At 72.0% G+C, this 23,758-nt stretch carries 22 protein-coding genes; 13 read left to right on the plus strand and 9 right to left on the minus strand.

Annotated features, from left to right (window positions below; all coding sequences use genetic code 11):
* From WME98_RS53500 to WME98_RS53515, 4 genes are all read left to right on the plus strand, one after another.
* On the plus strand, positions 1-1,002 hold the full coding sequence (locus WME98_RS53500; protein ID WP_437331506.1) for a hypothetical protein: 1,002 nt from the start codon (positions 1-3) through the stop codon (positions 1,000-1,002).
* Between the two features lie 263 nt (positions 1,003-1,265).
* On the plus strand, positions 1,266-1,853 hold the full coding sequence (locus WME98_RS53505) for a hypothetical protein (RefSeq protein WP_437949244.1): 588 nt from the start codon (positions 1,266-1,268) through the stop codon (positions 1,851-1,853).
* Between the two features lie 199 nt (positions 1,854-2,052).
* Positions 2,053-3,411: an AAA family ATPase gene (locus tag WME98_RS53510; protein WP_437949245.1), complete on the plus strand. Its 1,359-nt coding sequence runs from the start codon at positions 2,053-2,055 to the stop codon at positions 3,409-3,411.
* Entirely contained in the window at positions 3,408-4,715 is a 1,308-nt protein-coding gene (locus tag WME98_RS53515) for a vWA domain-containing protein (protein ID WP_437949246.1), read from the plus strand. The genes WME98_RS53510 and WME98_RS53515 overlap by 4 nt, the downstream gene beginning before the upstream one ends.
* 54 nt (positions 4,716-4,769) lie before the next feature.
* On the opposite strand, the gene WME98_RS53520 is transcribed toward WME98_RS53515, so the two are convergent.
* Both WME98_RS53520 and WME98_RS53525 read right to left on the minus strand, forming a co-directional pair.
* Complete coding sequence (locus tag WME98_RS53520) at positions 4,770-5,213, minus strand: hypothetical protein (RefSeq protein WP_437949247.1); 444 nt, start codon at positions 5,211-5,213, stop codon at positions 4,770-4,772.
* The gene (locus WME98_RS53525; protein ID WP_061628428.1) at positions 5,210-6,094 is read right to left on the minus strand and encodes a DUF2391 family protein; all 885 of its coding nucleotides are present in this window, start codon (positions 6,092-6,094) and stop codon (positions 5,210-5,212) included. Before WME98_RS53525 ends, WME98_RS53520 begins: the two co-directional genes overlap by 4 nt.
* A 211-nt stretch (positions 6,095-6,305) precedes the next feature.
* On the opposite strand from WME98_RS53525, the gene WME98_RS53530 reads away from it, so the two are divergent.
* Positions 6,306-6,992, plus strand: a complete 687-nt coding sequence (locus WME98_RS53530; RefSeq protein ID WP_437331510.1) for a polysaccharide deacetylase family protein — start codon at positions 6,306-6,308, stop codon at positions 6,990-6,992.
* Between the two features lie 142 nt (positions 6,993-7,134).
* Positions 7,135-8,451, plus strand: coding sequence for a glycosyltransferase (locus WME98_RS53535; protein ID WP_437949248.1), 1,317 nt, complete (start codon positions 7,135-7,137; stop codon positions 8,449-8,451).
* A gap of 54 nt (positions 8,452-8,505) precedes the next feature.
* Here the strand turns inward: WME98_RS53535 and WME98_RS53540 are convergent, their stop codons facing one another.
* Positions 8,506-8,985 (minus strand): hypothetical protein, encoded by a 480-nt coding sequence (locus WME98_RS53540; protein WP_061628431.1) that lies wholly within the window; start codon positions 8,983-8,985, stop codon positions 8,506-8,508.
* Positions 8,986-9,155: 170 nt separating this feature from the next.
* Here WME98_RS53540 and WME98_RS53545 point away from each other — a divergent pair, with 170 nt between their 5' ends.
* The gene (locus WME98_RS53545) at positions 9,156-9,899 is read left to right on the plus strand and encodes a hypothetical protein (protein ID WP_437949249.1); all 744 of its coding nucleotides are present in this window, start codon (positions 9,156-9,158) and stop codon (positions 9,897-9,899) included.
* Positions 9,900-9,948: 49 nt separating this feature from the next.
* Here WME98_RS53545 and WME98_RS53550 read toward each other — a convergent pair whose 3' ends face one another.
* From WME98_RS53550 to WME98_RS53560, 3 genes are all read right to left on the minus strand, one after another.
* Positions 9,949-10,458: a MerR family transcriptional regulator gene (locus tag WME98_RS53550; protein ID WP_437331513.1), complete on the minus strand. Its 510-nt coding sequence runs from the start codon at positions 10,456-10,458 to the stop codon at positions 9,949-9,951.
* Positions 10,455-11,438 carry an aldo/keto reductase gene (locus WME98_RS53555; protein WP_437949250.1) on the minus strand — a complete coding sequence of 328 codons (984 nt, stop codon included), beginning with the start codon at positions 11,436-11,438 and terminating at the stop codon, positions 10,455-10,457. The genes WME98_RS53550 and WME98_RS53555 overlap by 4 nt, the downstream gene beginning before the upstream one ends.
* Before the next feature lie 111 nt (positions 11,439-11,549).
* On the minus strand, positions 11,550-13,220 hold the full coding sequence (locus tag WME98_RS53560) for an NTP transferase domain-containing protein (RefSeq protein ID WP_437949251.1): 1,671 nt from the start codon (positions 13,218-13,220) through the stop codon (positions 11,550-11,552).
* 205 nt (positions 13,221-13,425) lie between these two features.
* Here WME98_RS53560 and WME98_RS53565 point away from each other — a divergent pair, with 205 nt between their 5' ends.
* Genes WME98_RS53565 through WME98_RS53575 form a run of 3 tightly spaced genes read left to right on the plus strand, consistent with a single transcriptional unit; the run spans position 13,426 to position 16,622 of the window.
* Entirely contained in the window at positions 13,426-13,887 is a 462-nt protein-coding gene (locus WME98_RS53565; protein WP_437954143.1) for a (2Fe-2S)-binding protein, read from the plus strand.
* Positions 13,884-16,019, plus strand: coding sequence for a molybdopterin cofactor-binding domain-containing protein (locus WME98_RS53570; RefSeq protein WP_437949252.1), 2,136 nt, complete (start codon positions 13,884-13,886; stop codon positions 16,017-16,019). The genes WME98_RS53565 and WME98_RS53570 overlap by 4 nt, the downstream gene beginning before the upstream one ends.
* A gap of 9 nt (positions 16,020-16,028) precedes the next feature.
* Positions 16,029-16,622 (plus strand): hypothetical protein, encoded by a 594-nt coding sequence (locus WME98_RS53575; RefSeq protein WP_437949253.1) that lies wholly within the window; start codon positions 16,029-16,031, stop codon positions 16,620-16,622.
* Between the two features lie 10 nt (positions 16,623-16,632).
* Here the strand turns inward: WME98_RS53575 and WME98_RS53580 are convergent, their stop codons facing one another.
* Positions 16,633-17,367 (minus strand): SDR family oxidoreductase, encoded by a 735-nt coding sequence (locus tag WME98_RS53580; protein WP_437949254.1) that lies wholly within the window; start codon positions 17,365-17,367, stop codon positions 16,633-16,635.
* A 240-nt stretch (positions 17,368-17,607) separates the two neighbouring features.
* Between WME98_RS53580 and WME98_RS53585 the strand changes: the two genes are divergently transcribed.
* Positions 17,608-18,570, plus strand: a complete 963-nt coding sequence (locus WME98_RS53585; protein WP_437949255.1) for an AraC family transcriptional regulator — start codon at positions 17,608-17,610, stop codon at positions 18,568-18,570.
* Positions 18,571-18,675: 105 nt separating this feature from the next.
* Positions 18,676-19,209, plus strand: coding sequence for an EF-hand domain-containing protein (locus tag WME98_RS53590; RefSeq protein WP_437949256.1), 534 nt, complete (start codon positions 18,676-18,678; stop codon positions 19,207-19,209).
* 36 nt (positions 19,210-19,245) lie between these two features.
* Here the strand turns inward: WME98_RS53590 and WME98_RS53595 are convergent, their stop codons facing one another.
* The gene (locus WME98_RS53595) at positions 19,246-19,956 is read right to left on the minus strand and encodes a hypothetical protein (protein WP_437949257.1); all 711 of its coding nucleotides are present in this window, start codon (positions 19,954-19,956) and stop codon (positions 19,246-19,248) included.
* A gap of 542 nt (positions 19,957-20,498) precedes the next feature.
* Between WME98_RS53595 and WME98_RS53600 the strand changes: the two genes are divergently transcribed.
* Positions 20,499-21,035, plus strand: a complete 537-nt coding sequence (locus WME98_RS53600) for an ester cyclase (RefSeq protein WP_437949258.1) — start codon at positions 20,499-20,501, stop codon at positions 21,033-21,035.
* 106 nt (positions 21,036-21,141) lie between these two features.
* Here the strand turns inward: WME98_RS53600 and WME98_RS53605 are convergent, their stop codons facing one another.
* On the minus strand, positions 21,142-23,475 hold the full coding sequence (locus WME98_RS53605) for an SdrD B-like domain-containing protein (RefSeq protein WP_437949259.1): 2,334 nt from the start codon (positions 23,473-23,475) through the stop codon (positions 21,142-21,144).
* Positions 23,476-23,758 lie beyond the last annotated feature (283 nt).

Below are 23,758 nucleotides of genomic sequence, written 5' to 3' on the forward strand. Positions count from 1 at the left end.
ATGCGAATCGCACGATGGTGCTTCTGGATGGCGCTCGCGGCGAGCGGCTGCAGCGCGTCCGGCGACGGTACGTCCCCGGCAGACACCAGCCAGACCACAGGGGCCGGCGATAGCAGTGACAACGGCGCCGGCAGCGGCGAAGGCAACGGCAGCGGCGCGGGCGGCCAGGACGAGACGTTCGGCGCCGGCGCCGGGACCGGCGGGAGCCATGGGGGCAGCGAAAGTGAGGACGCCGACAGCCGGTGCATCGAGCGGGCGGCCCTCGTGTATGTGCTCACGCAGGACAACGAGCTCTACAGCTTCAGGCCCGATCGCAAGGAGTTTACGAAGATTGGTGTCCTGGGTTGCCAAACCAGCATGCATCCCAACTCGATGGCGGTCGATCGCGACGCGGTGGCGTGGGTCAACTACGTCTATGGCGACGACAGCGAAGGCACGCTGTTCAAGGTCAGCACCGAGGACGCGAGCTGCGAGCCCACGGACATGTCGCTCTCGGAGGGGTGGTCCCGGCTGGGGATGGGCTTCTCGAGCGATCTCTCCCGCCCGGACGCGGAGCAGCTGTTCGTGGCGGGCGCGACCGGCACGCCGGGCGTCGGGCTCGGGAGGATCGACGGCGCGTCGGTGACGCCGGTCGGGGAGTTCAGCGGCTCGCTGCGCGGCGCTTCGGCGGAGCTCACCGGCACGGGCGACGGACGCCTCTTCGGCTTCTTCACCACCACGCCGGTCCAGCTCGCCGAGATCGACAAGGAGACCGGCGAGATCCTCGAGGCCACGGATCTGCCGGGCATCGAGACCCCCAGCGCGTGGGCGTTCTCCTTCTGGGGCGGCGACTTCTATTTCTACACCGCGCCGGACGACTTCCAGTCCCCGTCACGGACCACCAACGTGAGCCGCTATCGGCCCTCGGACGGCTCGATCGATCCCGACTACATGACGAACATCGGCTTCCGCATCGTCGGCGCCGGCGTCTCGACCTGCGCCCCGCTCGAGGTGCCGCGCTGAGGGCCTGCCACGCGCGCCACGGCGCGCTGGCACGCCTTTGCGCATCGGTGGACGACAGAGCGCATCACAGCCCGCGTCGGGCCGCACGTGCAAGGGTCGCCCCTCGGGCGCTCCCCGACGCACCCTAGGCCATGGGACCGAGACCACCGGGAACGGATGCGGCCCTGGCGAATCCGATCCTCGCGGTAGAGACGTCTACCGCTCCGGCGCCCCCGGCCTCACGTTCGGTGTGCCCGACCAGGCGTGGAGGTGCTGCGATGCGGATGAGGCTGCTCCCTGTGCTCGTGCTCGCCCTGCCGCTCACCGCAGCGTGCGGGGCGGCGCCGGGCGCCGATCACCCGGCGCGCGAGGACATCTTCGATGCTGCGGGGCCGAGCGAGTTCATCCTGCTCACCGCCCGGGGCGAGCTCGTGAGCGCCGACGTCGAGCCGGGCCGCGTCGTCGGGCCGGACGTGAGCCTGGGCGTGTACGCGGCGGACGGCGGGCGCGACGGGCAGGCGGTCCGGGGCGTCGCGTTCAACCGGCCCGTGAGCGTCACCGCGACCGGGCAGGCCGCGACCGGCATCGTCGGCGCCATGCCGCTTCAGCTCTCGGTGACCCGGGCGGAGGCAGGGCTCCGCGCGCGCGGCCTCGTGGCCGGCGCCCTCTCCGACTACCGGCTGGACGACCGGCAGCTCGCCGGTCGCATCGGGCGATGCAGCTACGAGCTCACCCGGACGGGGCGCACCTACGAGGGTGCGCGCAGCTGCGGAGGCCAGCCTCATCGCGTGACCGTCCTCCTGCCACGCGGGCTGTCCTCGTGGAACGACGCCGCGCTCGCGACCACGCTGGGGCTGCTCCTCGGCGCCTGAGCGCGCCGCCAGCCGTCGCGTGGCGCGTCGCGTGGCGCGCGTGGCGAATGACAGGCCGCGCAGCGGCTGCTAGAGCTCGGGTCCACCTGGCAGGACGAGAGCCGAGCGCCCGCCGGGCACGGAAAGGCCGAGCATCCTGGGCCCCAGGCCTCGGAGGTTCTTTCTTCGCTCCGCGCGCGCCGCACCCTCCTTTATCTCCGTGACGAAGCCCAGAACCGATGGAAACGCGCCGGGCAGGCCGGCCGCGGCGACGCCACCCACCCTCCTCGAGGGGCGCTCCGCGCCCATCCCGATCGGACCGCGGCTCGAGGCCGTGCTCGAGCTCGCGTACCGCGCGCGGCGCGCGGTGCTGCTCGAGGGCCCGACGGGGATCGGAAAGAGCGAGCTCGTCCGGCAGCTCGCCGAGCGGCTCGGCATCGCCACCGTCGTGCTCGACCTGAGCCTCCTCGAGCCGCCCGACCTCGTGGGCCTGCCGGTCATCCGGGACAACCGGACCGCCTACGCGGCGCCGTCGGTGCTGCCCCAGGACGGCGCCGGCATCCTGATGCTCGAGGAGCTCAACCGGGCGGAGCGGTACATCCAGCAGCCGGCGCTCCAGCTGCTCAGCGCCCGGCGGCTGCACGAGTACGAGCTGCCCGCGGGCTGGGTGTGCTTCGCCGCCGTGAACCCCGAGTCGGCCGACTACCAGGTGACCCCGCTCGATCGCGCGCTCCGGGCGCGGTTCCTCAACCTCAACGTCCGCGCGGACCGGGCGTCCTGGCTCGCCTGGGCGCAGGTGAACGGGATCCACCCGGGCGTGATCGCGCTGGCGCAGACGCACGAGCGCATCCTGGACGACGTCCCGCCGCGCACCTGGACGTACGCGTCGCAGGTGCTGAGCGCGCTCCGCCCCGAGGAGCTCGCGGACGGCGTGCTGCTGCGCGACGCGCTCGGCGGGTACCTGCCGCCGAGCTGGGTGGAGCTCCTGCTCGCGTCGAAGGACACCTGGTCGACGCGGCTGCCGTTCGACCTGCGCGCGCTGCTCGCCGACTACGGGCCGACCTCGCCCGCGGGCAAGGCGCTGCGCGCCGCGCGCGAGCGCGGGGAGACCGACCGCTTCGACGAGGTGACGACGCGGCTCGCGCCGCTGCTCGAGGGGCCGGAGGTCGGCGTGCTCGCGGCGCAGCGGAAGCTGTCGCTCGCGGCGTTCGAGGCGCTGCTCGCCGACCTGCCCGGCGACCACCGCGAGCGCCTCCAGGACGCGCTCGGCGGCAACGCGACCGCGACGCAGCTCATCGACGTCCGCCCCGAGGAGCTGCTCCAGAACTACGCGGGCAGCGCCGCCGAGCAGAAGGTGCTGGCGTGGCGCGCCGATGCGCTGCGGCAGCACCGGGTGGGGCTCGTCGTGACCGCGCTGTCGGCGCACCTGGCGCAGCAGGCGAAGCTCGTGGAGGTGCGGCGGAGCAACGTCGCGCGGGCGTGCCTGGGCCAGCTGCTCGCGCAGCTGCCGGAGCGCTGGGCCCTCCGGCTGGCGGGGGCGCTGAAGAAGCACGGCGTCACGCCCATCCGGCCGCAATGAGGCGGGGCAACGAGGCGGCCAAGCCGGCGCTCGCGGCGGCCGAGCCGGCGCCCGAGGCCGCCAAGCCGGCGCCCGAGGGCACGGAGCGCCGCGAGGTGCCCGAGGACGAGCTCGCGGCGTGGCTCGACGCCTTCGTGCGCGATCCGGGGTTCCTGGAGCGATACCCCTGCTACGCCGCGATCCTCGGGCGGCTCGCGCCGGTCGCGGACCCCTCGGTCAGGCGCATGGCGGTCTCGATGTTCGAGGGCCGCTTCTTCCTCCACGTCAACGTGGAGTCGTTCATGAACGAGCCCCTGTTCCTGCGCGGCGTGCTCCTGCACGAGGTGCACCACGTGGCGCTCGGGCACCTCTGCCACCCCAAGTTCGCGGGCGCGGACGAGCCCGAGCTCATGGATCTCGCCCTGGAGATGTCGGCCAACGAGTACATCGAGGAGCCGCTGCCCGACCCGATCCGCTGGCAGCCCTACGCCCCGCTCGGGCTGCGCGGCGGCCAGAGCACGCTCGAGCGCTACGAGCTGCTCGTGCGCGCGGCGCGCGAGGGCAAGCTCCCGCAGCGGGGCGGCGAGGCCGTCGACGATCACCGCGTGCTGCGCCGCCCCTCGCGGGAGCCGGGCGCGGTGGAGCAAACCCGGCAGCTCCTGCTGCGCGCCGCCGAGGAGGCGGGCGCGCTCGCGGGCGACGGCGACCCGGCGGACCTGCCCGGGCTGACGCTCGCGGGCAAGACGCCCGGCCGGCTCATCGAGGAGCTCACCGACGTGCTCGGGCCGCGCGCGACCCCGCTCGACTGGAAGACCGCGCTGCGGATGTTCGTGGCGCGGGAGCGCGCCCCGGTGCACACGTACGCGCGGCCGAACCGGCGCTTCCCGGGCCGCGTCGGCGAGGTGCCCGGCAGGACGTACGCGCCCCGGGCCATCGCGAAGCCGTCGGTGCTCGTGGCGATCGACACGTCGATGAGCATGCGGCGCGACGAGCTCGAGGAGATCGCGCGGCAGCTGCAGGCGATGAGCGAGGTCGCGCGCATCACCGTGGCCGAGTGCGACACGGAGATCGGGCGCGTGTACGCCTTCGACGGGCGGCTCGGCGACGTGGGCGGCCGCGGCGGGACCGATCTGCGGCCGGTGTTCGCGCCGGAGTTCCTGGCGGCCCGGCGGGTCTCCGGCGTCATTTACTTCACGGACGGCGCCGGCCCCACGCCGCCGGCGCCGCCGCCGCTGCCGGTGCTGTGGATCCTGACGAAGCCGCTCGAGTTCGCGTGCCCGTGGGGGCAGCGGGCGTGGCTGGATCGGAAGCCGCGGCGGGGGTGACGGCGGCGGGCAAGGTGCGGTGTCCGCGGCTCGACGCCTGGGCGGCGCGCGCCTTCACTTCACCTGGTAATGCAGCGGCCTCGCCTCGATCGCCATGCCCCTCGGGTCGCTCGGCACATAGAAGTACAGCTCTTGCTCGGAGTGCTTGCCGAGGTAGTCGATCGTCGCCTCGACCCGCTCCGGCCCCGGCGCTCCCGGCGGCGTGTACCGGAGCTCGACCCCGAGATCGCCGAGCATCTGCCTGCCTCCGTTCTTCACCCGGACCGGCAAGAGCCAAGCGCCGCCGTGCTGCTCGGCCCGATCGGGCAGCGCCTTCACCTCCGGCACGACCGAGCCGCGGGCGCTCGTCAAGCCCGAGTGCACCAGGAACACGATCAGGGCGAGGATCAACGCCGTGCTGACCCCGAGCGAGACCCACTCGGCCAGCTGACGGCGTACCCGCCTGCCCTTCCCGCGCCCGCCAGGGCGCTCCTCTCGCTCCCGCCCGTCGTCGCTCACACCACCAACCTCCCCGCCGCGCCGCCGACGATCGCCGGCAGGCCGAGGGTTACCACGCTGGCCACCAGCGTCGACGGATCGCTCGTCGCCTCGCGCTCTCCGATCAGGCAAAGCAGCACCAGCGCCATCAGGAGCGACACGGCGCACGTCATCAAGGTCTCGAAGGCCCGGCTCTGGAACAAGCTCTTGACGTACACGTCGTGCCGCTCGAACCCGGACGCGAACAGGATGACGTAGCACAGCGCGACGCTCACCCCGACCATCGCGAGCTGCCGCCACGGCGAGAGCCGCGACGCGATCATCACGATCTCCTCCGTCGAGGCGATGTTCATCGTGAAGAGCAGCGAGCCGGCCATCGCGGCGGAGAAGTCCCGCAGGTCCGCCCTGAGCTGCAGCGCCTCCGGCTCTCCCTCCGGCGCCTTCTCGCCGTCCTGCGGCTCATCCCCCGTGCGCGATTTGCCCCGGACCTGCGCGTTCGCGAACGCCGCCCCGATGCTCACGGCGGCCGCCTGGAGGAGGATCTCGCCGACGACCTCGCTGGGCGCGCTGTCGAGGGAGATCTCGCCGACCAGCGCCAGGATGGCCGCCGAGAGGACGATCCCGATCCCGACCGACGTCACCGCTTCCATGGCGGTGCCCACGAGGGTGTCGTCGCTCCGGAACCCGGACTCCAGCGAGGACAGGAAGCTCACGATCAGCGTCAGCGCCAGGATCGCCCCGAGGTGCCACGCCGAGAGCATGGTCCCGCGGAACCACATCTCCATCGTGTACAGAAGGGGCATCCCCACGATCGCTCCGCCGGCGACCGCCGCTGACAGATCCCGCGCCTCCTTTCGCCACCCGTGCGGATCGTTGCTCTGCTGCGCGCTCGCCTCGACCATGGGACGCCGTCGCTTGTACACCACGTCTGGCCAGCGTCAACGTCCGCGACGCACGTAGACGCAAGCGCGCCGCAACAACCGTGACGTTGCGAAGACACCTCATCTTGCTAAATATGCAAAGTCGACAATCGCGGTAACGCCGACGCGCTCCGCGCCCGAGATGCGGAGCCGGCGGACCGAAGCTCGCTCGCGGCGCGAAGAGGGGGGACGCATGAGCTTTTTACGGCAGGCAGCCAAGCAGGTCGCGACGATGGCGGTTTCCCGTCGCATGCTCATGGATCGCGGACCGTCGTCCAGGACGCGCGCGCTCATCGCCGGTCATTCCGGCCGGAGCGTCGCCGAGATAGCGCTGACGTTCGATGATGGCCCCCACCCCGAGCACACGCCTCGACTCCTCGACTGGCTCGCCGAGCACAAAGTGCTCGCGACATTCTTCGTCCTCGGCACAATGGCCCGGAGCCACCCCGATCTCGTGCGCCGCATCGTCGCGGACGGACATGAAATAGGCAACCACACCTACACGCATGTCTCGCTGGAGCATGCGTCTCCTCAGCTGCTGCGCGCGGAGGTGGGGACGACGCGCGCGCTCCTCGAAGATCTCACGGGGAACCCATGTCCGCTGTTCCGTCCGCCTTGGGGGAAGGTCTCGGCCCGCGCGCTCCTTCAGCTCTGGAGCGATGAGCACACCGTGGTCCTCTGGAACGCCGATCCGCGCGATTACGCGATGAGGTCGTCCGAGGCAGCGGTCGCGTGGTGTGCACGATACAGACCTCGGAGCGGGGACATCATCCTCCTTCACGACACGTCGACGGTCGCGAGCGCGCTCGTTCGCGAGCTCGTGGAGCGCACGAGCCGGCAAGCCGTTCGTTTCTCACGAATATCCCAGTACATGGCGTAAACGACTTGTGTGAGTGTGGGGGGGATTCATGCTCTTCGACGATAGCGTTCATTTTCGTGCCATAGGACAGCACAGGGCGGCGAGCGGCGCGGATGCCAAGGACGAGCCCGCTGTCCATCGAGCAGCCAGGACCCGGCGGCTGTTGCTCATCAGCTATCACTTCCCGCCTGTCGGCGGGGCTGGGGTGCAGCGCCCCGTCAAGTTCGTGAAGTACCTGCGTCGCTTCGGCTGGGAGGCCAGCGTGCTCGTCGCGGCCAACCCATCCGCGCCGCTCTCGGACGAGAGCCTGCTGCGCGACATCCCGGCGGAGACGCACATCGCGCGCGCGAGGACGTGGGAGCCGAGCTACAGCATGAAAGCCAAGCTCGCGCGCGACGCGGGCAGCAAGGCGACCGCGCCAGGGCCGCGCCGGCGCCTCGTCGGGGCGCTGCGCGGAGCGACCACGCTCGCGCTGCAGCCCGATCCGCAGGTGCTCTGGCTCCCCTCGGCGCTGCGCGCCGGCAGCCACCTCCTGCGCACGATCCATCACGACGCCATCCTCGCGACCGCCCCGTCGTACTCGAACCTCCTCCTCGGAGCCCTGTTGAAGAGGCGCTTCGGGCTGCCGCTCGTCCTCGATTTCCGAGATGAATGGGACATCAGCCAGCGTTTCCTGGAGAACGCGCGCCAGGACGCTTTCTCCTGTGCCGTCCAGCAGCGGATGCAGCGTTACATCCTGCGGCAGGCCGACGCCATCGTCTGCACGACGAAGTCGAGCGCCCAGCGGCTTCAGGACCGCGCGCGCGAGGCAGGCAGCCACGCCGCGTCCACCTGCATCTACAACGGCTTCGACGAGGACGACATCGCCCCCGGGCCGGCCGCGACCGATATCGCCAGGCCAGATCGCGACGTCTTCCGGCTCGTCTATACGGGCACGCTCTGGAACCTGACCAACGTCGAGCCGCTGGTCGCGGCGATTGAGGTGCTGGACGCATCCGCGCCGGAAAGGCTCGCGCAGCTCGAGCTCGTCGTCGTGGGCCGGAGGACCGAGCAGCAGGAGAGGCTGCTCGACCGCATCAAGAAGACGCGATGTCGCCTGCGCCTCGATCCGTACTGCGACCACTCGCGCTCGATCGCCTGGATGAAGTCCGCCGACGCGCTCTGCGTGCTCCTGAGCGACGTCGAGAGCGCATGCCGCGTCGTGCCCGCGAAGATGTTCGAGTATCTCTCGATCGGAAAGGAGATCCTCGCGATCGCCCCCGACGGCGAGGCGGCCGACATCATCAAAGCGCACCACGCGGGGAGCCACATCCATCCGAGCGACGTGCTCGGGATCGCGGGCTGGCTGCGCGAGCGCGTGCAGGGCGGGCGGCGCGCGCTCCCGAACGTCAACGCCGTCGAGATCGCGCAGTTCAGCAGGGAGCGGCTCTGCGAGCAGCTCGCGCGCCTCCTGGATCAGCTCCCCATGGCGCCGGCCTGAGGCGCGGCGCGCCGCCGCGCTCCCGGCGCGTCCACGTCGCGCCGCTCCTGCTCGCTACTGCGCGCGGCGGAGCGTGGCCACGCCCTTCCAGGGCGGCGTCTGGGCGTACACGATGAGCTCTCCCTGCTCCGAGAACTCGCACAGCGCCTCGTAGCCGATCCCCGCCTCGTCGTAGGAGATCAGCTTGAACCGATCCCACGCGGGATCGCGGATCTCGTAAGCGCGGTCGACGTGGAGACCCGGCGAATCCGCGAGGATGCGCTTCCCGTCGAAGCGGACGATCAAGTGCGCGTACTGGAACTCGAGCATCGACGCGAGCATCGGCTCGAGCGGGACCTCGGGCTCGAACCGGACGAGCCGGAAGCTGCCCCGCAGGCGCGCGTCGATCGACGCGATGGCGGCGGCCGCGTCGGGGCCCTGGGACGCGCTGGAGCCGCAGCCGGCGGACTGCGCGGCGAGCACGGCGGCGCAGGCGAGGAGGAGGAGGCGGGAAGCGCGGAACGCTCCGGAGGGACGGCTCACCGGGGGCGACATGGGGCGGAGCTTAGGGCGAGCGGGCGAGCAGCGCAAAGCGCAGGACCCGCGCGCGCTTGCGCGGATCTCGCGCGCTCCGCACAATCAAGCGAGCGAGCCGGCCAGCGCCCGACGGCCCGGCCGGGCGGCGCCGCGGCCGGGGTGGGGCCCGCGCTCGCTCCGGGGGAGCCATGACCGACGTCCTGCGAGGCACCGATTTCGTCGCACGCCTGCCCGAGCGCGCCTGCGCCGCGCGCGAGGACGCCCTCCTGGAGGCCGTGCACGCCGGCCACCTGGCGCCCATCGACTGGGTCCCGGTGCACAGCGAGCACGGCGAGCACCGCGCGACCTTCCTCGTGAGCGCCGACGCGCTCCGCGTCGGCGACGCGCAGGACTCCGTGCGGATCAACGCGTCCGCCAGGACGACGCAGCGCATCGCGGACCTGCTCGAGTGCGCGATGCTGACGACCCGCCTCTGCGACCTCGTCTGGGAGCAGGCCACCGTGCGGATAAAGCCGTGCATCGGCGCGCCGGATCCCACGATGGCGAACACCTCGCGCATGCTGGAGCACCACCGCCGCGTCGAGGAGCGGGTCGCGGGGCGGACCGGGCTCATCGAGAACGTCGGCAAGCACTGGGTGCTCACCAACCGCCTCGCCGGGAGCCGCGATCGCGCCGCCAACTACGGCTGGTACGACCCCGGCGCCGCCCACCGGCACGGCCGGCACACCCTGTGGCAGCCGCTCGGGCTCGCGCACGACCTGGATCACGTGGACTACTCGCAGGTCGTCCGGCTCGTGCGGCGGCGGTGCACGGTCGACGGCGCGGAGCGCGATCTCCTCGAGGTGATGACCGACCCGGCGCTCGCCGGCCTCGTGTCGTCCGAGGGCCCCTTGCGCGTGCTCCGGCAGCCCGGGGTGCCGGAGGGGGCGTGATCGCCGCGCGCCGCGGGACGCCCGCTCGACGCGGGCGCCGCGGCGCTGGTCACGACGCGCGGCGGCGCGCGCTCTGCTTCTCGAGATCCAGGTACAGGAGCACCTTCTTCTCGATGATCGCGAGGTGCGCCTGCTGCTCGGCGAGCTTCGCGGCCACGTCGTCGCGGTGCGCCTCGAGCAGCGCGCGCCGCTCGGAGATCGTGTCCTCGCCGCGACGCACGAGCGCCGCGTAGGCGAGCATGCGGCGGATCGGCATGCCGGTCGCGTGCAGCTTGCGGAGGAACTCGACCCACCGCACGTCGTCCGGGCCGTAGCGGCGGTGGCCGCTCCGCGCCCGCGCCACGGGCCGGATGAGCCCGATCCGCTCGTAATAGCGGAGCGTGTGCGCGCTCGTCCCGGTCGCCGCGGCGACCTCGGCGATCGTGAGCGCGCCGTCCGCGCCGGAGCGCGGCGCGCCGGCCTTCCCGAAGCGCGCCGCGCCGTCCGCGCCGGAGCGCGGCGCGCCAGCCTTCCCGGAGCGCGCCGCGCCGAGGCGCGGTCTGCCGGCCGCGCCGCTCACTGGTTCACGAGCCTCATGCCGACCTCCGGATAGCGCGGACCGGCCGCCGCGCCCTTCGGCGCCACGGCGTCGAGGCGGCGCAGATCGCCCTCGGTGAGCTTGATCCCCTCCGCGGCGACGTTCTCCTCGAGGTAGCTGCGGCGCTTCGTGCCGGGGATCGGGACGATGAAATCCCCCTGCGCGAGGACCCATGCGAGCGCGAGCTGCGACGCCTTCACGCCCTTCTCCCGCGCGATGTCCTCGACCTTCGCGACGAGATCGAGGTTCCTCTGGAAGTTCTCCCCCTGGAAGCGCGGCGCCATGCGGCGGTAGTCGTCCGACGCGAGGTCCTCGAAGCGCTTGATCTGCCCCGTGAGGAAGCCGCGGCCGAGGGGGCTGTACGCGAGGAAGCCGATGCCGAGCTCGCGGCACGTGGCGAGCACGTCGTCCTCGGGATCCCGCGTCCAGAGCGAGTACTCGCTCTGCACCGACGCGAGCGGGTGCACCGCGTGGGCGCGCCGGAGCGTCGCCGAGCCCGCCTCCGAGAGGCCGATCGCGCGCACCTTGCCGGCCTTCACGAGGTCCGCCATCGCGCCCACGCTGTCCTCGATGGGCGTCTTCGGATCGACGCGGTGCAGCTGGTAGAGATCGATGACGTCGACGCGGAGGCGCCGCAGGCTCGCGTCGCAGGCCGCCCGGATGTACTCCGGCGCGCCGTTGACGCCCCGGACCGTGGCATCGTTGGGATCGCGGACGATGCCGCACTTGGTCGCGAGGACGATCCGATCGCGCCGGCCCTCGATCGCCCGGCCGACGAGCTCCTCGTTCGTGAACGGCCCGTACATGTCCGCGGTGTCGAGCAGCGTGACGCCGAGCTCGACGGCGCGATGGATCGTGGCGATCGACTCGGCGTCGTCGCGGTTGCTGTAGAAATCGCTCATGCCCATGCAGCCGAGACCGAGGGCGGAGACCTTGAGAGGACCGAGCTTGCGTGTGTGCATGGTTGGGCTCCTTGTAGGCCGCGGGGGTGGGCCGCGGCGCTTCGACGCAGGCCACCGTAAGAGTTAGAGTGCGCTCGAAGTCAAGGGCGGCCGGAGCGACCTCCCCGGCGATCAGCAGCCCGGCGGGTTCGCCGGCGCGTGGCCGCCGAGCGCGCGCACGTCGTCGGCCGTGTCGACGTCGATCGCCCCGCCCGCCCAGTCGATCGCGACGATGCCCTCGGCGCGCAACAGCCGGCCGGCGCCCTGGTCGCCCTCGAGGCGCGCGAGGGCGTCCCAGCGAGATCGGTCGAACACCGCCGGCGCGCCCACGACGCCGCTGAAGCGCGACGCGGCGACCGGAGCGCCCGCCAGCCACGCGTTCCGCAGGGCGGTGAGGTGCTCGACCGTGATCAGCGGCTGATCCGCGAGCGCGATCAGGAGCGCGTCGGCCTTCGAGGCCTCCGCCCACCGGACCGCGGCGCGGATCGAGGAGGCGATGCCCTCTTCCCAGCCGTCGTTCGCGATGCGCGCGACGTCGAGGTCGCCGAGCGCGCGCGCCACCGCGCCGGCGTGGGCGCCGAGCACGACGCCGACCGGCCCGGATCGCGCCTCGACGCACGCCGCCGCCACGCGCCGGACGAGCGGCGCCCCGTCGAGCTCGACGAGCTGCTTGGGGCGCCCGAGGCGACGTGAGCCGCCCGCGGCGAGCACGGCCAGCGCCAGGCCGGCGTGCAGCGGGCGGACGCGGTCGCGGAGCTTCCCCCCCTGCGCCCTCCGCGCGACGGCCTGGAGCTCGCCCACGACCGAGAGCGCGATCTGCTCGGGCGTCTCGGCGCCGAGATCGAGCCCGATGGGCGCGTGGATCCGCGGATCGTCGCCGGGGCCCTGGCCGATCTCCGCGAGGAGCTCGCGCGTGCGGCGCGCGGGCCCGAGCACGCCGATGTAGCGGGCGCGCGACGCGAGGGCGGCCGTGAGCGCGTCGCGATCCGGCGTGCGCTGGTGGTGCATGATGACGACATACGCCTCGGCGGCCGCGTCGATGAGCGCGCGCAGGCGATCCATCGCGCCGCCGGTGGCGATGACGCGGTCCGCCGCGGCGAACCGGGAGCCCTGGCGAAGGACGGGCACCGCGACCGTGACCCGGAACCCGACCGACGTCGCGAGCGAGACGATGGGCGCCGCGTCGTGGCCGCCCCCGAGCACGAAGAGCTGCGGCGACGGCGCGATCTTCTCGACGAGCGCGGTGATCCCCAGCCCGTCCAGCTCGACGACGCCGGCCGGCCCCCGCGCGGCGCGCTCGATCGCGGCGCGCGCGGCGGGATCGGTCACCGGGTGCGCGAGCGCGCACGGCGGGCCGAAGGCGAGGCGCGCGCCGACCCGGACCGTGGAGGCCGTCGAGCGGATCACCGTGACCAGCGTGCCGGTGGTCTCCTCGGCGAAGCACGCGCCGGCGAAGGCGAGCGCGTCGTGGGTCGCCCCGGCCTCGACGCGCTCGAGCAGCACGTCGACGACGCCGTTGCAGCCGAGCCCGACGCCCCACGGCTCTCCGTCTTCGGTGGTCGAGTCGTACGTGACCACCACGGCTCCATCGCGGCACCGGTGCTCTCCGCGGAGCATGACGTCGCCCTCCAGGCAACCGCCGCTCACGCACCCCGACAGCCAGCGATCGCCGGCGACCAGCATCCGCGCGCCGGGGCGCCGGTACGACGACCCCGACACCCGCACGACGGTCGCGAGCAGAAACGGGGACCGGTCCGCCACCAACTTCGTCGCTTCCCGCACGATCCGCTCAAGCTCGTTCATGCGCCTGGCATCATCATCCTTTCGCGATGCTCCCGCCAGGGCGTTCCTCGCCGCCGGACGCAACGCCGTACGCAACTTCGCGCGCGACCGCCGCCCCCTGGGGCGCCGCGGGGCGACGGCGCGCCGCCGGCCACGGTGAAGAACTGATAAAACCAAGGTCGCTCGCTTGACGCCGCACGAACGCAAAAGTAAGGCGAAAGCGGCCATGAAACTCCATATCAACGGCGTTGTTCGCGAGGTCGAGGCCGCTCCGGAGATGCCTCTGCTCTGGGTGCTCCGGGATCTGCTGGGATTGACCGGCACCAAGTATGGCTGTGGCATGGCCCAGTGCGGCGCGTGCACGGTCCACGTCGACGGCAAGCCCGCGCGCTCCTGCGTCCTGCCGGTGTCGAGCGTCGGAGCGCGCAAGGTGACGACGATCGAGGGCCTGTCGGCCGACGGGTCGCACGTCGTGCAACAGGCGTGGGCGCAGGCCGATGTCGTCCAGTGCGGGTACTGTCAGTCCGGGCAAATCATGACCGCGGCCGCGTTGCTCGAGCAGAAACCAGAACCGACCGACGCCGATATCGATGCGGCGCTGTCCGGAAACGTGTGTCGGTGCGGGACCTATGTGCGCGTGCGCGAGGCGGTGATCCTCGCGTCGCGCCTCAAGCGAGGTGGTAAGTGAGCGTCTCCCGGCGCGACTTCTTGCAGGTGGCCGCGGGCTCTGCGGCGGGGCTCCTGCTCAGCTTCTACGTGCCGCAGGGGGTCCGCGCCGCGCCGAAGGCGGCGCAGCCGCAGCCCCTGTCGCCCAACGCGTTCGTGCGCATCGGAACGGATGAGTCCGTGACCGTGGTGCTCGCGCACTCCGAGATGGGCCAGGGCATCTGGACCGGGCTCGCGATGCTGATCGCCGAGGAGCTCGAGTGCGACTGGTCGAAGGTGCGGTCGGAGCACGCGCCGGCCGCGCCGGTGTACGGCCACCCGGTGATGCACTTCCAGATGACCGGCGGGTCGACGAGCACGAACGGCGAGTTCGATCGGTATCGCACCGTCGGCGCGATGGCGAAGGACATGCTGGTGCGCGCGGCGGCCGCCCGCTGGAAGGTCGCGCCCGCGGCGTGCGTCGTCGCGAAGGGGGTCGTCACCCACGGCAAGGATCAGCTGACCTACGGCCAGCTCGCCGAGGAGGCGATGAAGCTGACCCCGCCGGCGAAGGTGAAGCTGAAGGATCCCAAGGACTGGAAGCTGATCGGCACCCTGGTGCGCCGCATCGATACGCCGGAGAAGATCACGGGCAAGGCGCAGTTCGGGATCGACGTGCAGTTCCCCGGGCTGCGGACCGCCGTGGTGCTCCGCCCGCCGGCGTTCGGCGCGAAGCTCGCGAAGTACGACGCGGCCGACGCCCTCAAGGTGCCCGGCGTCGAGAAGGTCGTCCCCACCGCGAACGGCGTCGCCGTCGTCGCCGCACATTTCTGGGCGGCCAAGCTCGGGCGCGACGCGCTCCGCGCCGAGTGGACGAAGCCCGAGGGGGGCGGCGCCGACAGCGCCAGGCTGATCGACGAGTTCCGCGCGCAGGCGCGCAAGCCGGGCCCGGTCGCCCACCAGGTCGGCAAGGTCGAGGACGCCCTGGCCGCGGCCAAGTCGCGGATCGAGGCGGAGTACGACGTGCCCTACCTCGCGCACGCGCCGATGGAGCCGCTCAACTGCACGGTCAAGATCGAGGGCGATCGCTGCGAGATCTGGACCGGCACGCAGTTCCAGACCGGCGACCAGATGGCCGCGGCGAAGATCCTCGGGACGACTCCCGAGAAGGTCCAGATCCACACGACGTTCCTCGGCGGCGGCTTCGGCCGGCGCGCCAGCCCCGTGGCGGATTTCGTAGGGGAGGCCGTGATGGTCGCGAAGGCCGCCGGCGTGCCGGTCAAGGTCGTGTGGACGCGCGAGGACGACATGCGCGGCGGCTATTACCGCCCCGCGTACGTCCATCGGGTGCAGGTCGGCGTCGACGGCCGGGGCATGCCGACGGCGTGGGATCACATGATCGTGGGCCAGTCCATCGTCGCCGGTACGCCGCTCGAGTCGCTCGTCGTCAAGAACGGCATCGACCACACCTCGGTGGAGGGGGTCGGCGACTCGCCGTACCTCGCAGGGATGCCCGCGCTCCGCGTGTCGCTGCACTCGCCGAGGACGCCGGTGACCGTGCTGTGGTGGCGCTCGGTCGGCAACACGCATACCGCCTTCGCGATGGAGAGCATGGTCGACGAGCTGGCGCACGCCGCCGGGCAGGATCCGCTCGCGTACCGCCTCGATCTGCTGAAGGACAAGCCGCGGCACGCCAACGCGCTGAAGGTCGCCGCCGAGAAGGCCGGCTGGGGCACGGCGCTGCCGCCGGGGCGGGCGCGCGGGCTGGCGATGCACGAGTCGTTCGGCTCCATCGTCGCCGAGGTCGCCGAGGTCTCGATCGAGAAGGGGCGCATCCGCGTTCACTCGGTCACCTGCAGCGTGGATTGCGGCACCGCGGTGAACCCGCTCGGCATCGAGGCACAGGTCCAGGGCAGCGTCGCGTTCGGCCTCACGGCGGCGCTCTTTGGCAAGCTCAACATCGTCGAGGGGCAGGTCCAGGAGAGCAACTTCCACGACTATCCCATGCTCCGGATGGCCGATATGCCGCGCATCGCCGTCCACATCATCCCGAGCAAGGCCACGATGGGCGGCATCGGGGAGCCGGCGACCGCGCCGATCGCGCCTGCCGTGGCGAACGCGGTGTTCGCGTTGACGAAGCAGCGGCTGCGCTCCCTCCCGTTCCGCCTCGCCTAGGTGCCAATGATGATCCGTTCCTCTCTTGTTCTCGCCTTTCTCCTCGCCGGGTGCGGGGGGCAGACGTCCGGGGCCTCGCAGGCCCCGTCGCCGGCGCCGGTCGACCGCGCGGCCGGCCTCGCCGCGTTCGAGACCGTGCGCAGCGTGCTCCAGCATCCTCGTTGCCAGAACTGTCACCCCGCGGGCGACGTGCCGCTGCAGGGCGACGAGGGCCGCCTTCACAACCAGTTCGTGCTCCGCGGTCCCACGGGCCACGGCATGGCCGGGGCCGAGTGCACGACGTGTCACGGGCCGGCGAACCCGCCGAGCAGCTACGGCGCGCACGTGCCGCCCGGCGTGGCGAAAGGCTGGCACATGCCGCCGCCCGACATGCCGATGGTGTTCGTCGGCGTCGCCCCGGGGGCGCTGTGCGCGCAGATCAAGGATCCGGCGCGCAACGGCGGCAAGGACATGGCGGCGCTGCGCGTCCACCTCGAGGATCCGCTCGTGACCTGGGGCTGGAACCCGGGCGCTGGCCGCACGCCCATCCCGACGCCTTATGCCGAGTTCGTGGCCGCGTGGGAGACGTGGGCCCGCGCGGGCGCGCCCTGCCCGGGTGGGTGATCTCTTCCTATCAGTGCGGGCTCGCCGTCGGACGGACGACGATCTCGCTCACGTCGACGTCGTCCGGCTGCTCGATCGCGAACGCGATCGCGCGGGCCACGGCGTCCGCGGAGATCGCGGTCTTCCGGAACTCTTTCATGGCCTGCCGCGCGCTGTCGTCCGTGATGGTCTCGGCCAGCTCGGACTCGGTGACGCCGGGGGAGATCACGGTCACCCGCAGGTCGGTGGACTCCTGCCGGAGGCCGTCGGAGATGGCCCAGACCGCGAATTTCGTCGCGCAGTACACGGCGGCCGTCGGGACCACCATGTGTCCGCCGATCGACGAGACGTTGACGAAGTGCCCGTGGCCCTGCGCCTTCATGATCGGCAGCCCGGCGGCGATCCCGTGCAGGACACCGCGGATGTTCACGTCGATCATGCGATCCCACTCCTCGATCTTCAGCGATGACAGGGGCGAGAGCGGCATGACGCCGGCGTTGTTGACGATCACGTCGACGCGGCCGAACGTCGCCCGCGCGAAGTCGACGAGATCGGCCACGTCCTGCCGCTTGGTGACGTCCACGGCTCGATGCTCCACGGTGCCGCCCTCCGCGCGGATGGCGGACGCGAGCTTCTCCAGCCGGTCCGTGCGCCGGGCGCCCACCACGACCCGGGCGCCGCGCCGGGCCAGGAGGCGCGCGGCGGCCTCGCCGATACCGCTGCTCGCGCCGGTGATCACAACGACCTTACCCTCGATACCAGGCATGAGAGACTCCTTGATTCGCTCGCTCTCCAGCGCGGGATTGCGCCGGTCACGGGGAGAACCTAGGCCTCGACCGCGAGGGCGCGGTAGTCGGTTCCTGGACGGGTCTTGCCCGATCCTGCACGGCGTGCATCCAGCGCGACCGGCGGCCCCCCGCGCGCGGCAGGGCAGTCAGCCGAGGCCGGAGCGCCCTCGCGGGCCCGCCGGTTGGGCGGAGCCGGCTCGATGAGGTAGCCTGGGCCCATGCAGGCAGGCGCCCCGGCGGCAGAGGAGCTGGATCGCGAGATCGAGCGGCGGCTCGCGGAGCTGGCAGCCCTGATCGAGCGGTTCACCGCCGAGGACGGCATGCGCGCGACGGCCGTGAAGGGCATGAGCCTGATCCGCGCCTCGCGCCCCTCCGAGCCGCTGCACACCGTCTACAAGCCGATGGTGTGCCTCATCGCCCAGGGCCGCAAGCAGGTGATGCTCGCGGACGAGGTGGTCGTCTACGACCCCGCGCGCTACCTGGTCGTCACGGTCGACCTGCCGCTCGTCGGCCAGGTGCTCGTGGCGTCGCGGGAGCGCCCCTACCTGTGCCTCGCCCTCGACCTGGAGCCCAGCGACGTCGGCGCGCTCCTCACCGAGCCCGGTCTCCCCAGGCCGAGCGCGGTGTCCGGCGGCGAGCGCGAGGAGCGCGGCCTGTTCGTCAGCCGGACGGACCTCCCGTTGATCGACGCGGCGCTGCGGCTCATCCGCCTGCTCGAGACGCCTCAGGACATTCCCATCCTCGCGCCGCTCGCCGTGCGCGAGATCCACTATCGCCTGCTGAAGGGCGAGCAGGGAGCGCGGGTCCAGCGGATCGCCCTGGCCGGCAGCCAGGCGCAGCGGATCGCCAAGGCGATCAGCATCGTGAAGAGCAACTACACCCGGCCGCTGCGCATCGAGGCCATCGCGCGCGAGGTGCACATGAGCCCCTCGGCGCTGCACCATCAGTTCAAGGCCGTCACGGCCATGAGCCCGCTCCAGTACCAGAAGCAGCTCCGGCTCCAGGAGGCGCGCCGCCTGATGCTCGGCGAGGTCGTGGACGCGGCGACCGCCGGCTACCGCGTCGGCTACGAGAGCCCGTCGCAGTTCAGCCGCGAGTACAGCCGGCTGTTCGGCGCGCCGCCGTCGCGCGACGTCGCGCGGCTCCGGAGCATGATGGGCTCGAAACCGGCGATGGGGTAGCCAAAAAAAATTCGGAGCGCGCGTAGGGAGGGTCGGCCGGGCAGCGTCCCAGGAGCAGAAGCCGGCAAGAACAGGCTGGCCCTTGCACCAAGGAGCACGACCACCATGACCCTCTCCAAGCTCTCGAACACGGCCCGCAGCGCGATCCATCGCTTCGTCCTCGGCAGCTTCCTCGCGACGGCCGTGCTCGCCGGCGGCGGAGCGGCGTACGCGGCGAGCGGCGCGGCGGCGACGCAGGCGCCGCGGCAGGACAAGGACGCCCGGCGCGAGCACCGCCCGAAGGATCCGGCCCAGCTCATCAAGCGCCTGGACAAGAATGGCGACGGCAAGCTGACCGTCGCCGAGCTCCCGGAGAAGGCGCAGAAGCGGCTGGGCAAGGCGGACACGAACAAGGACGGGACGCTCTCCGCCGAGGAGCTCAAGGCGCACGCCGAGCAGCACAAGAAGGCGCGCGCGGCGAAGCAGCAGGCGCGCTTCGCCCGGAGCGACAAGAACGGCGACGGCTTCCTCACCAGGGACGAGGTGGGCGACAAGCGCTGGGAGCGGGTGAAGGCGGCGGACGCGAACCGCGACAACAGGCTGACCGCCGACGAGCTGCGCGCGGCGCGCCTCGCGCGCAAGCAGCCGGCGGCGCGGTAGCGCTTCCCCGGGATCCCCGCCCCCGGACCTCGCCGCTCATCGCCGAGAGCGCCGCGGCGCCCGCCTCGCTTGCGCGGGGCGGTCTGCGGCGGGCGCGTCGCTCTCCCCGGGCGCGATGGGCGACGAGGTCGCCTCGCCGGGGGCAGGAGCTCCCTCGTCGCCAGCGAAAGGCGCCGCGTCCGCGACGGCGGCAGGCGCTGCCGCGTCGCCGGCGCCGGGCGCCGCCTCCGCGGAAGCATCCGCCGGGGCGGCGGCGCGGCGCTTCCGCTGACGTTTGGGGAAGAGCGGAAGCTGCTGCTCGAGCACCTGGCTCCGCCACGCGAGCAGCGTCTGCGCGCGCCGGCGCGCCGTCTCCTTCGCGATGCCGGCGGTGGAGCGGTACAGGCGCCGCGCCAGCGCGACCGCGGTGGGCGCCGCCGGCTCGAAGAGATCGGGCGCGACCTCCTTCACGACGTCGCACGCGAAGATCGCGCGCCGCAGGAGTGCCCGCTCGTCGGCGGTGCCCGGCGGGGCGGCGAGCAGCCCGCGTCCAGCGGGCGTGATCGAGGCGTCGTCGTCGCCGAGCCAGCCGAGGACGCGGGCGGCGGCGAGCGCATAGCCGACGTGGCGCAGGGAGATGCCCGTCTGCTGCGCGATCGCTTCCTTCGCGGTCGCCCCTCCTGCGAGCGCCTCGAGCACGCGCCGCACGTTGGCGAGGTTGTCGGCCTGGGGGATCTCGGTGCTGCGGAGCAGGCGGGTCGGCGGCATGGTCGGCGAGGAACCCCCGGCCCCGGCCGGGAGCCGACACCATAGCGCGCGCCGGAGCAGAGCGGACCTCGAACGCGTCCGCCCGGCGAGGGCGGTAGGCCGCGGCGGGGCCGGCGGCAGGACCGCGGTGGGGTCGGCGGCAGGGAGCCCGCGGCGCCGCTGGGCCGACGCCCCTGCCCTCACCCGGCCCTCCGAGCGGCGCCCCATCCCGTGAGCGGTGCGGCGCCCCTGGCGTCGGCGCTGCGGTGCCACGCCCCCCGCCGGCGATGACCACGCCGTCGCCGCCGTGCCCCCCGAGCGCTCGTCGACGGCGACCCGGCGCCCCTGCCGCCAGGTCGATGGGCACGATCCCATGCGCCGCGAGCCACCGAAGCACGCCAGACCCGACACGCGCTGTCGCTCGGTGCCCGACACGGCGAGTCGACCGTCGTCAATCCCTCGGCTCAGACGCGCGAACCACGCGTCGATTGTCCTCCAGCGCGAACGATTCGTTCGCGCCGACAGGCTTGTTGAGCGTTCCGCCGAAGGCCAGAGTGCCGGGCATGGCCCGATCGACGCTGAAACAAGCCGCGCTCTCGCGGCGGCTCCTGTTCTTGGCCCTCACGGGGGTCGCCGGCTGTGCGCCCATGAAGGCGCGCAGCCCGTCATCAAGCGGTCTTACGCCTGACGAGGCGCATCAAGAGACGGTCGTGCGCCGCTACTTCGACGAGGTCTGGAGTCAGGGTCGCCTCGAGGTCCTCGATGAGCTGCTCGCCGCTGGTTACATCAACCACACGCCGAGCGCGCCCAATCCGCCGCCGGGCCCCGGTGGCCTCAAGCCCATCGTGGCCGCGTTTCGTGTCGCGTTCCCGGACCTCCACTTCACCATCGAGGACCTCGTCGTGAGCGACGACCGCGTGGCGGTGCGCGTCAGGATGGAGGGCGACCATGAAGGACCGCTCTTCGGGATCGCCGCGACCCATCGCCGTGTGAGCGTGGAACAGATCAATATCGAGCTGTTCCGGGGAGGGAAGATCGCCGAGCACTGGCGCGTCACCGACGAGCTCGGGCTGATGCGGCAGCTCGGCGTCGTCCGATGAGCGATCCCTGGAGAATGAGGCTCACCGGGCGCCGAGGGCGGCGTGGCCTCGATGTCCCGGCGCGCGGGACGCGCCCGTCCCGAGGCCAGCTCGCCTGTCGCGCCTCTTACCGACCGCGGCAGCCGTGGCCGTGGTGGTGGTCGTGGTCGCGGTCGTGGCCGTTGCCGTCACAATCGACGTCATCGCGGTGGGGCGCGCAGAGGCGACCGTTGTTGTACGCGTCGAGCTTGTCGGCGAGCGGCTCGCCGCTCTCCCACGGCGAGTTGCAGCCCCGGTCCTTGACGTTGCTGCCGAGACGGTACTTCTTGAGCCAGGCGTCTGCCGCGGCGATGGTGCGCTCGATGCAGCTCGACTGATTGCCGATGCCGACGTTGAGCTTGGCGACGATGAGGTGCTTCGCGATGATGTACGTGACGTCGCCCTTGGTCGGGCGGCTGATGATGTCGAGGAGCTGGGCCTTCGTGTACGTCTTGCCGCCGATGGTCAGCTTCGAGACCTTCCATGCGTTCGGGTGGTTCTTCCAGTAGCCGGGGGTGCCGGTGCCGGGCGACGCGCACTGGCAGGCCCCGCAGTCGGCCGCGCAGCTCGAGCAGTCCTCGACGCCCGCCTTGCAGACCCCATCGCCGCAGACCGGCGCGCATGCCCCGCAGTCGGCCGCGCAGCTCGAGCAGGTCTCGCCGAACTCGCAGACGCCGCTGCCGCACACCGGCGGGCAGATGCCGCAGTCGCTCGGGCACTCGAGGCAGTTCTCGCCCGCCTCGCAGCGGTCGTTGCCGCAGACCGCGGGGCAAGCGCCGCAGTCGCCGGCGCAGTTCGCGCAGTCCTCGCCGGTCTCGCAGACGTTGTTGCCGCAGACCGCGGGGCAGGCGCCGCAGTCGTCCGAGCAGGTGCCGCAGTCCTCGCCGGCCTCGCACGTGCCGTTGCCGCAGACGGGCGGGCAGGCGCCGCAGTCGGCGCTGCAGCTGCTACAGGTCTCGCTGGCGTCGCAGGTGCCGTCGCCGCAGGTGGGCGGGCAGACGTCGCAGTCGGCGCTGCAGCTGCCGCAGTCCTCGCCGGCCTCGCAGGCGCCGTTGCCGCAGGTGGGCGGGCAGACGCCGCAGTCGACAGCGCAGGTGGAGCAGCTCTCGTCGCCGCCGCAGACGCCGTTGCCGCAGGAGAGCTGGTAGCCGAAGTCCGCGTCGAGCAGGTCCTGCGCCCAGCCGAGCGAGACCGTGCCCACGTTGTCGAGCCCGCCGTCCGGGTCGACCGTCGGCTCCTGCCCGGCGAGCGGGCCGCTCGTCATGAAGTTGTCGGCGGTGACGACCACCGAGTAGGTGCCCGCCGAGAGCGTGTCGAAGAGGTAGAAACCGGGCTGGCCGGTGTAGGGGCTGTCGCCGGTGATGGTGAAGTCGATCAGCTGGTCGCCCTGAAACAGCTCGACGCGGACGCCGTTGACGCCGAGCTCGCCCGTCTCCGGCTCGTAGAGCCCGTCGGCGTCGCTGTCGAGCCAGACCGTGTCGCCGATCGATGAGTACGTCACGTAGCCGAAGTCGGCGTCGGACACGTTCTCGCCCGCGCCGAGCGACACGGCGAGCGGCTCGTCGTCGGTGGTCAGCTGGTGCCCGAGCGGGAGCGTCGCGTCGTCGACGCTGACGACATAACAGCCTGCGTCGAGCTCGCCGAAGCGGTAGGCGCCCGCCGCGTCGGTCGCGGTCGTCTGGAGGGCGGCGCCGTCGGCGGATCCGTCGCAGCCCGCGTCGGCGAAGAGGTCGACGACGACGCCGGAGATGCCGAGCTCGGAGGCGTCCTCGAGGCCGTCGGCGTTCGCGTCGAACCACACCTTATCGCCGATGGATCCCTTCGGCGTCGTGTAGCAGATCTCGAGGAATGGGCGCTGGGACGGGTCCGTGTGCGCGCTGCCCCGGTACGAGGTCTTGCCGTTCTCGTCCTCCTCGAGGAGGATCCCGTGGTTGGGCGAGACGCCGCTCACCCACTCCTGGACGAGCTCCGTGAGTTCGAGCTCGCGCCACGCCGAGCCGCCGGACTCGAACGACGTGAAGAACGTCGGATCGATGCCGCCGAGGTTGTTCCAGGTGACGTCCGCCTCGCTCCAGGGGGCGAGCACCCGGTGAGCGCGGACGGTCTGGGCCGTGCTGCTGTAGGTCAGGACGTAGAACTTGGCCGACGTGACGAGCGAGCTCGCGGGGATGGCGCCGAGCTCGAAGCCGAACAGGGCTCGTTTCTCGCCGACGGTGCTGGAGTACCCCGTGTTCACCTCGAACGGGGTCGGGACGTGATAGCTCGGGGCGAGGCTCCAGATCTCGGCGTTGTAGATGTCTCCCAGGGCGCCCCGCTGGATCACGGTGCACGTGGGCGTCGGCGCGGCGGTGGTGGCGAGGCTCGAGGCGGTGATGAGCAGCGTGGCGAGCGCTGCGGAGGACGCGATGGATATCTGCTTCATGGGTAGCTCCTTGGAGGTCCTTGCGAGGATCGAACCACGATGGAGCGTCATCCGAGCCGCATGCGCCATGACACACGGGTCAGGCGAAAGTCGGTTTCGTGGGCTCCGGTCAGACCGCGCCCCGCGGGCTGATAAGGATCAGATCAGGCGCGCGAGGCGTCAGCGCGAAATCGGAGAGCGGATGCGCACAGGTCCAGTGTTCAAGTTAGCAATAAGATCGTCGAACTGTCCAGATATTTGCGAGGAACAACCCCCAAAAAGAACATCGCGTTGCTGACGGTTC

Origin of the sequence: Sorangium sp. So ce296, assembly GCF_051529605.1 — a bacterium.
GTDB classification, from domain to species: Bacteria; Myxococcota_A; Polyangia; order Polyangiales; family Polyangiaceae; genus Sorangium; species Sorangium cellulosum_D.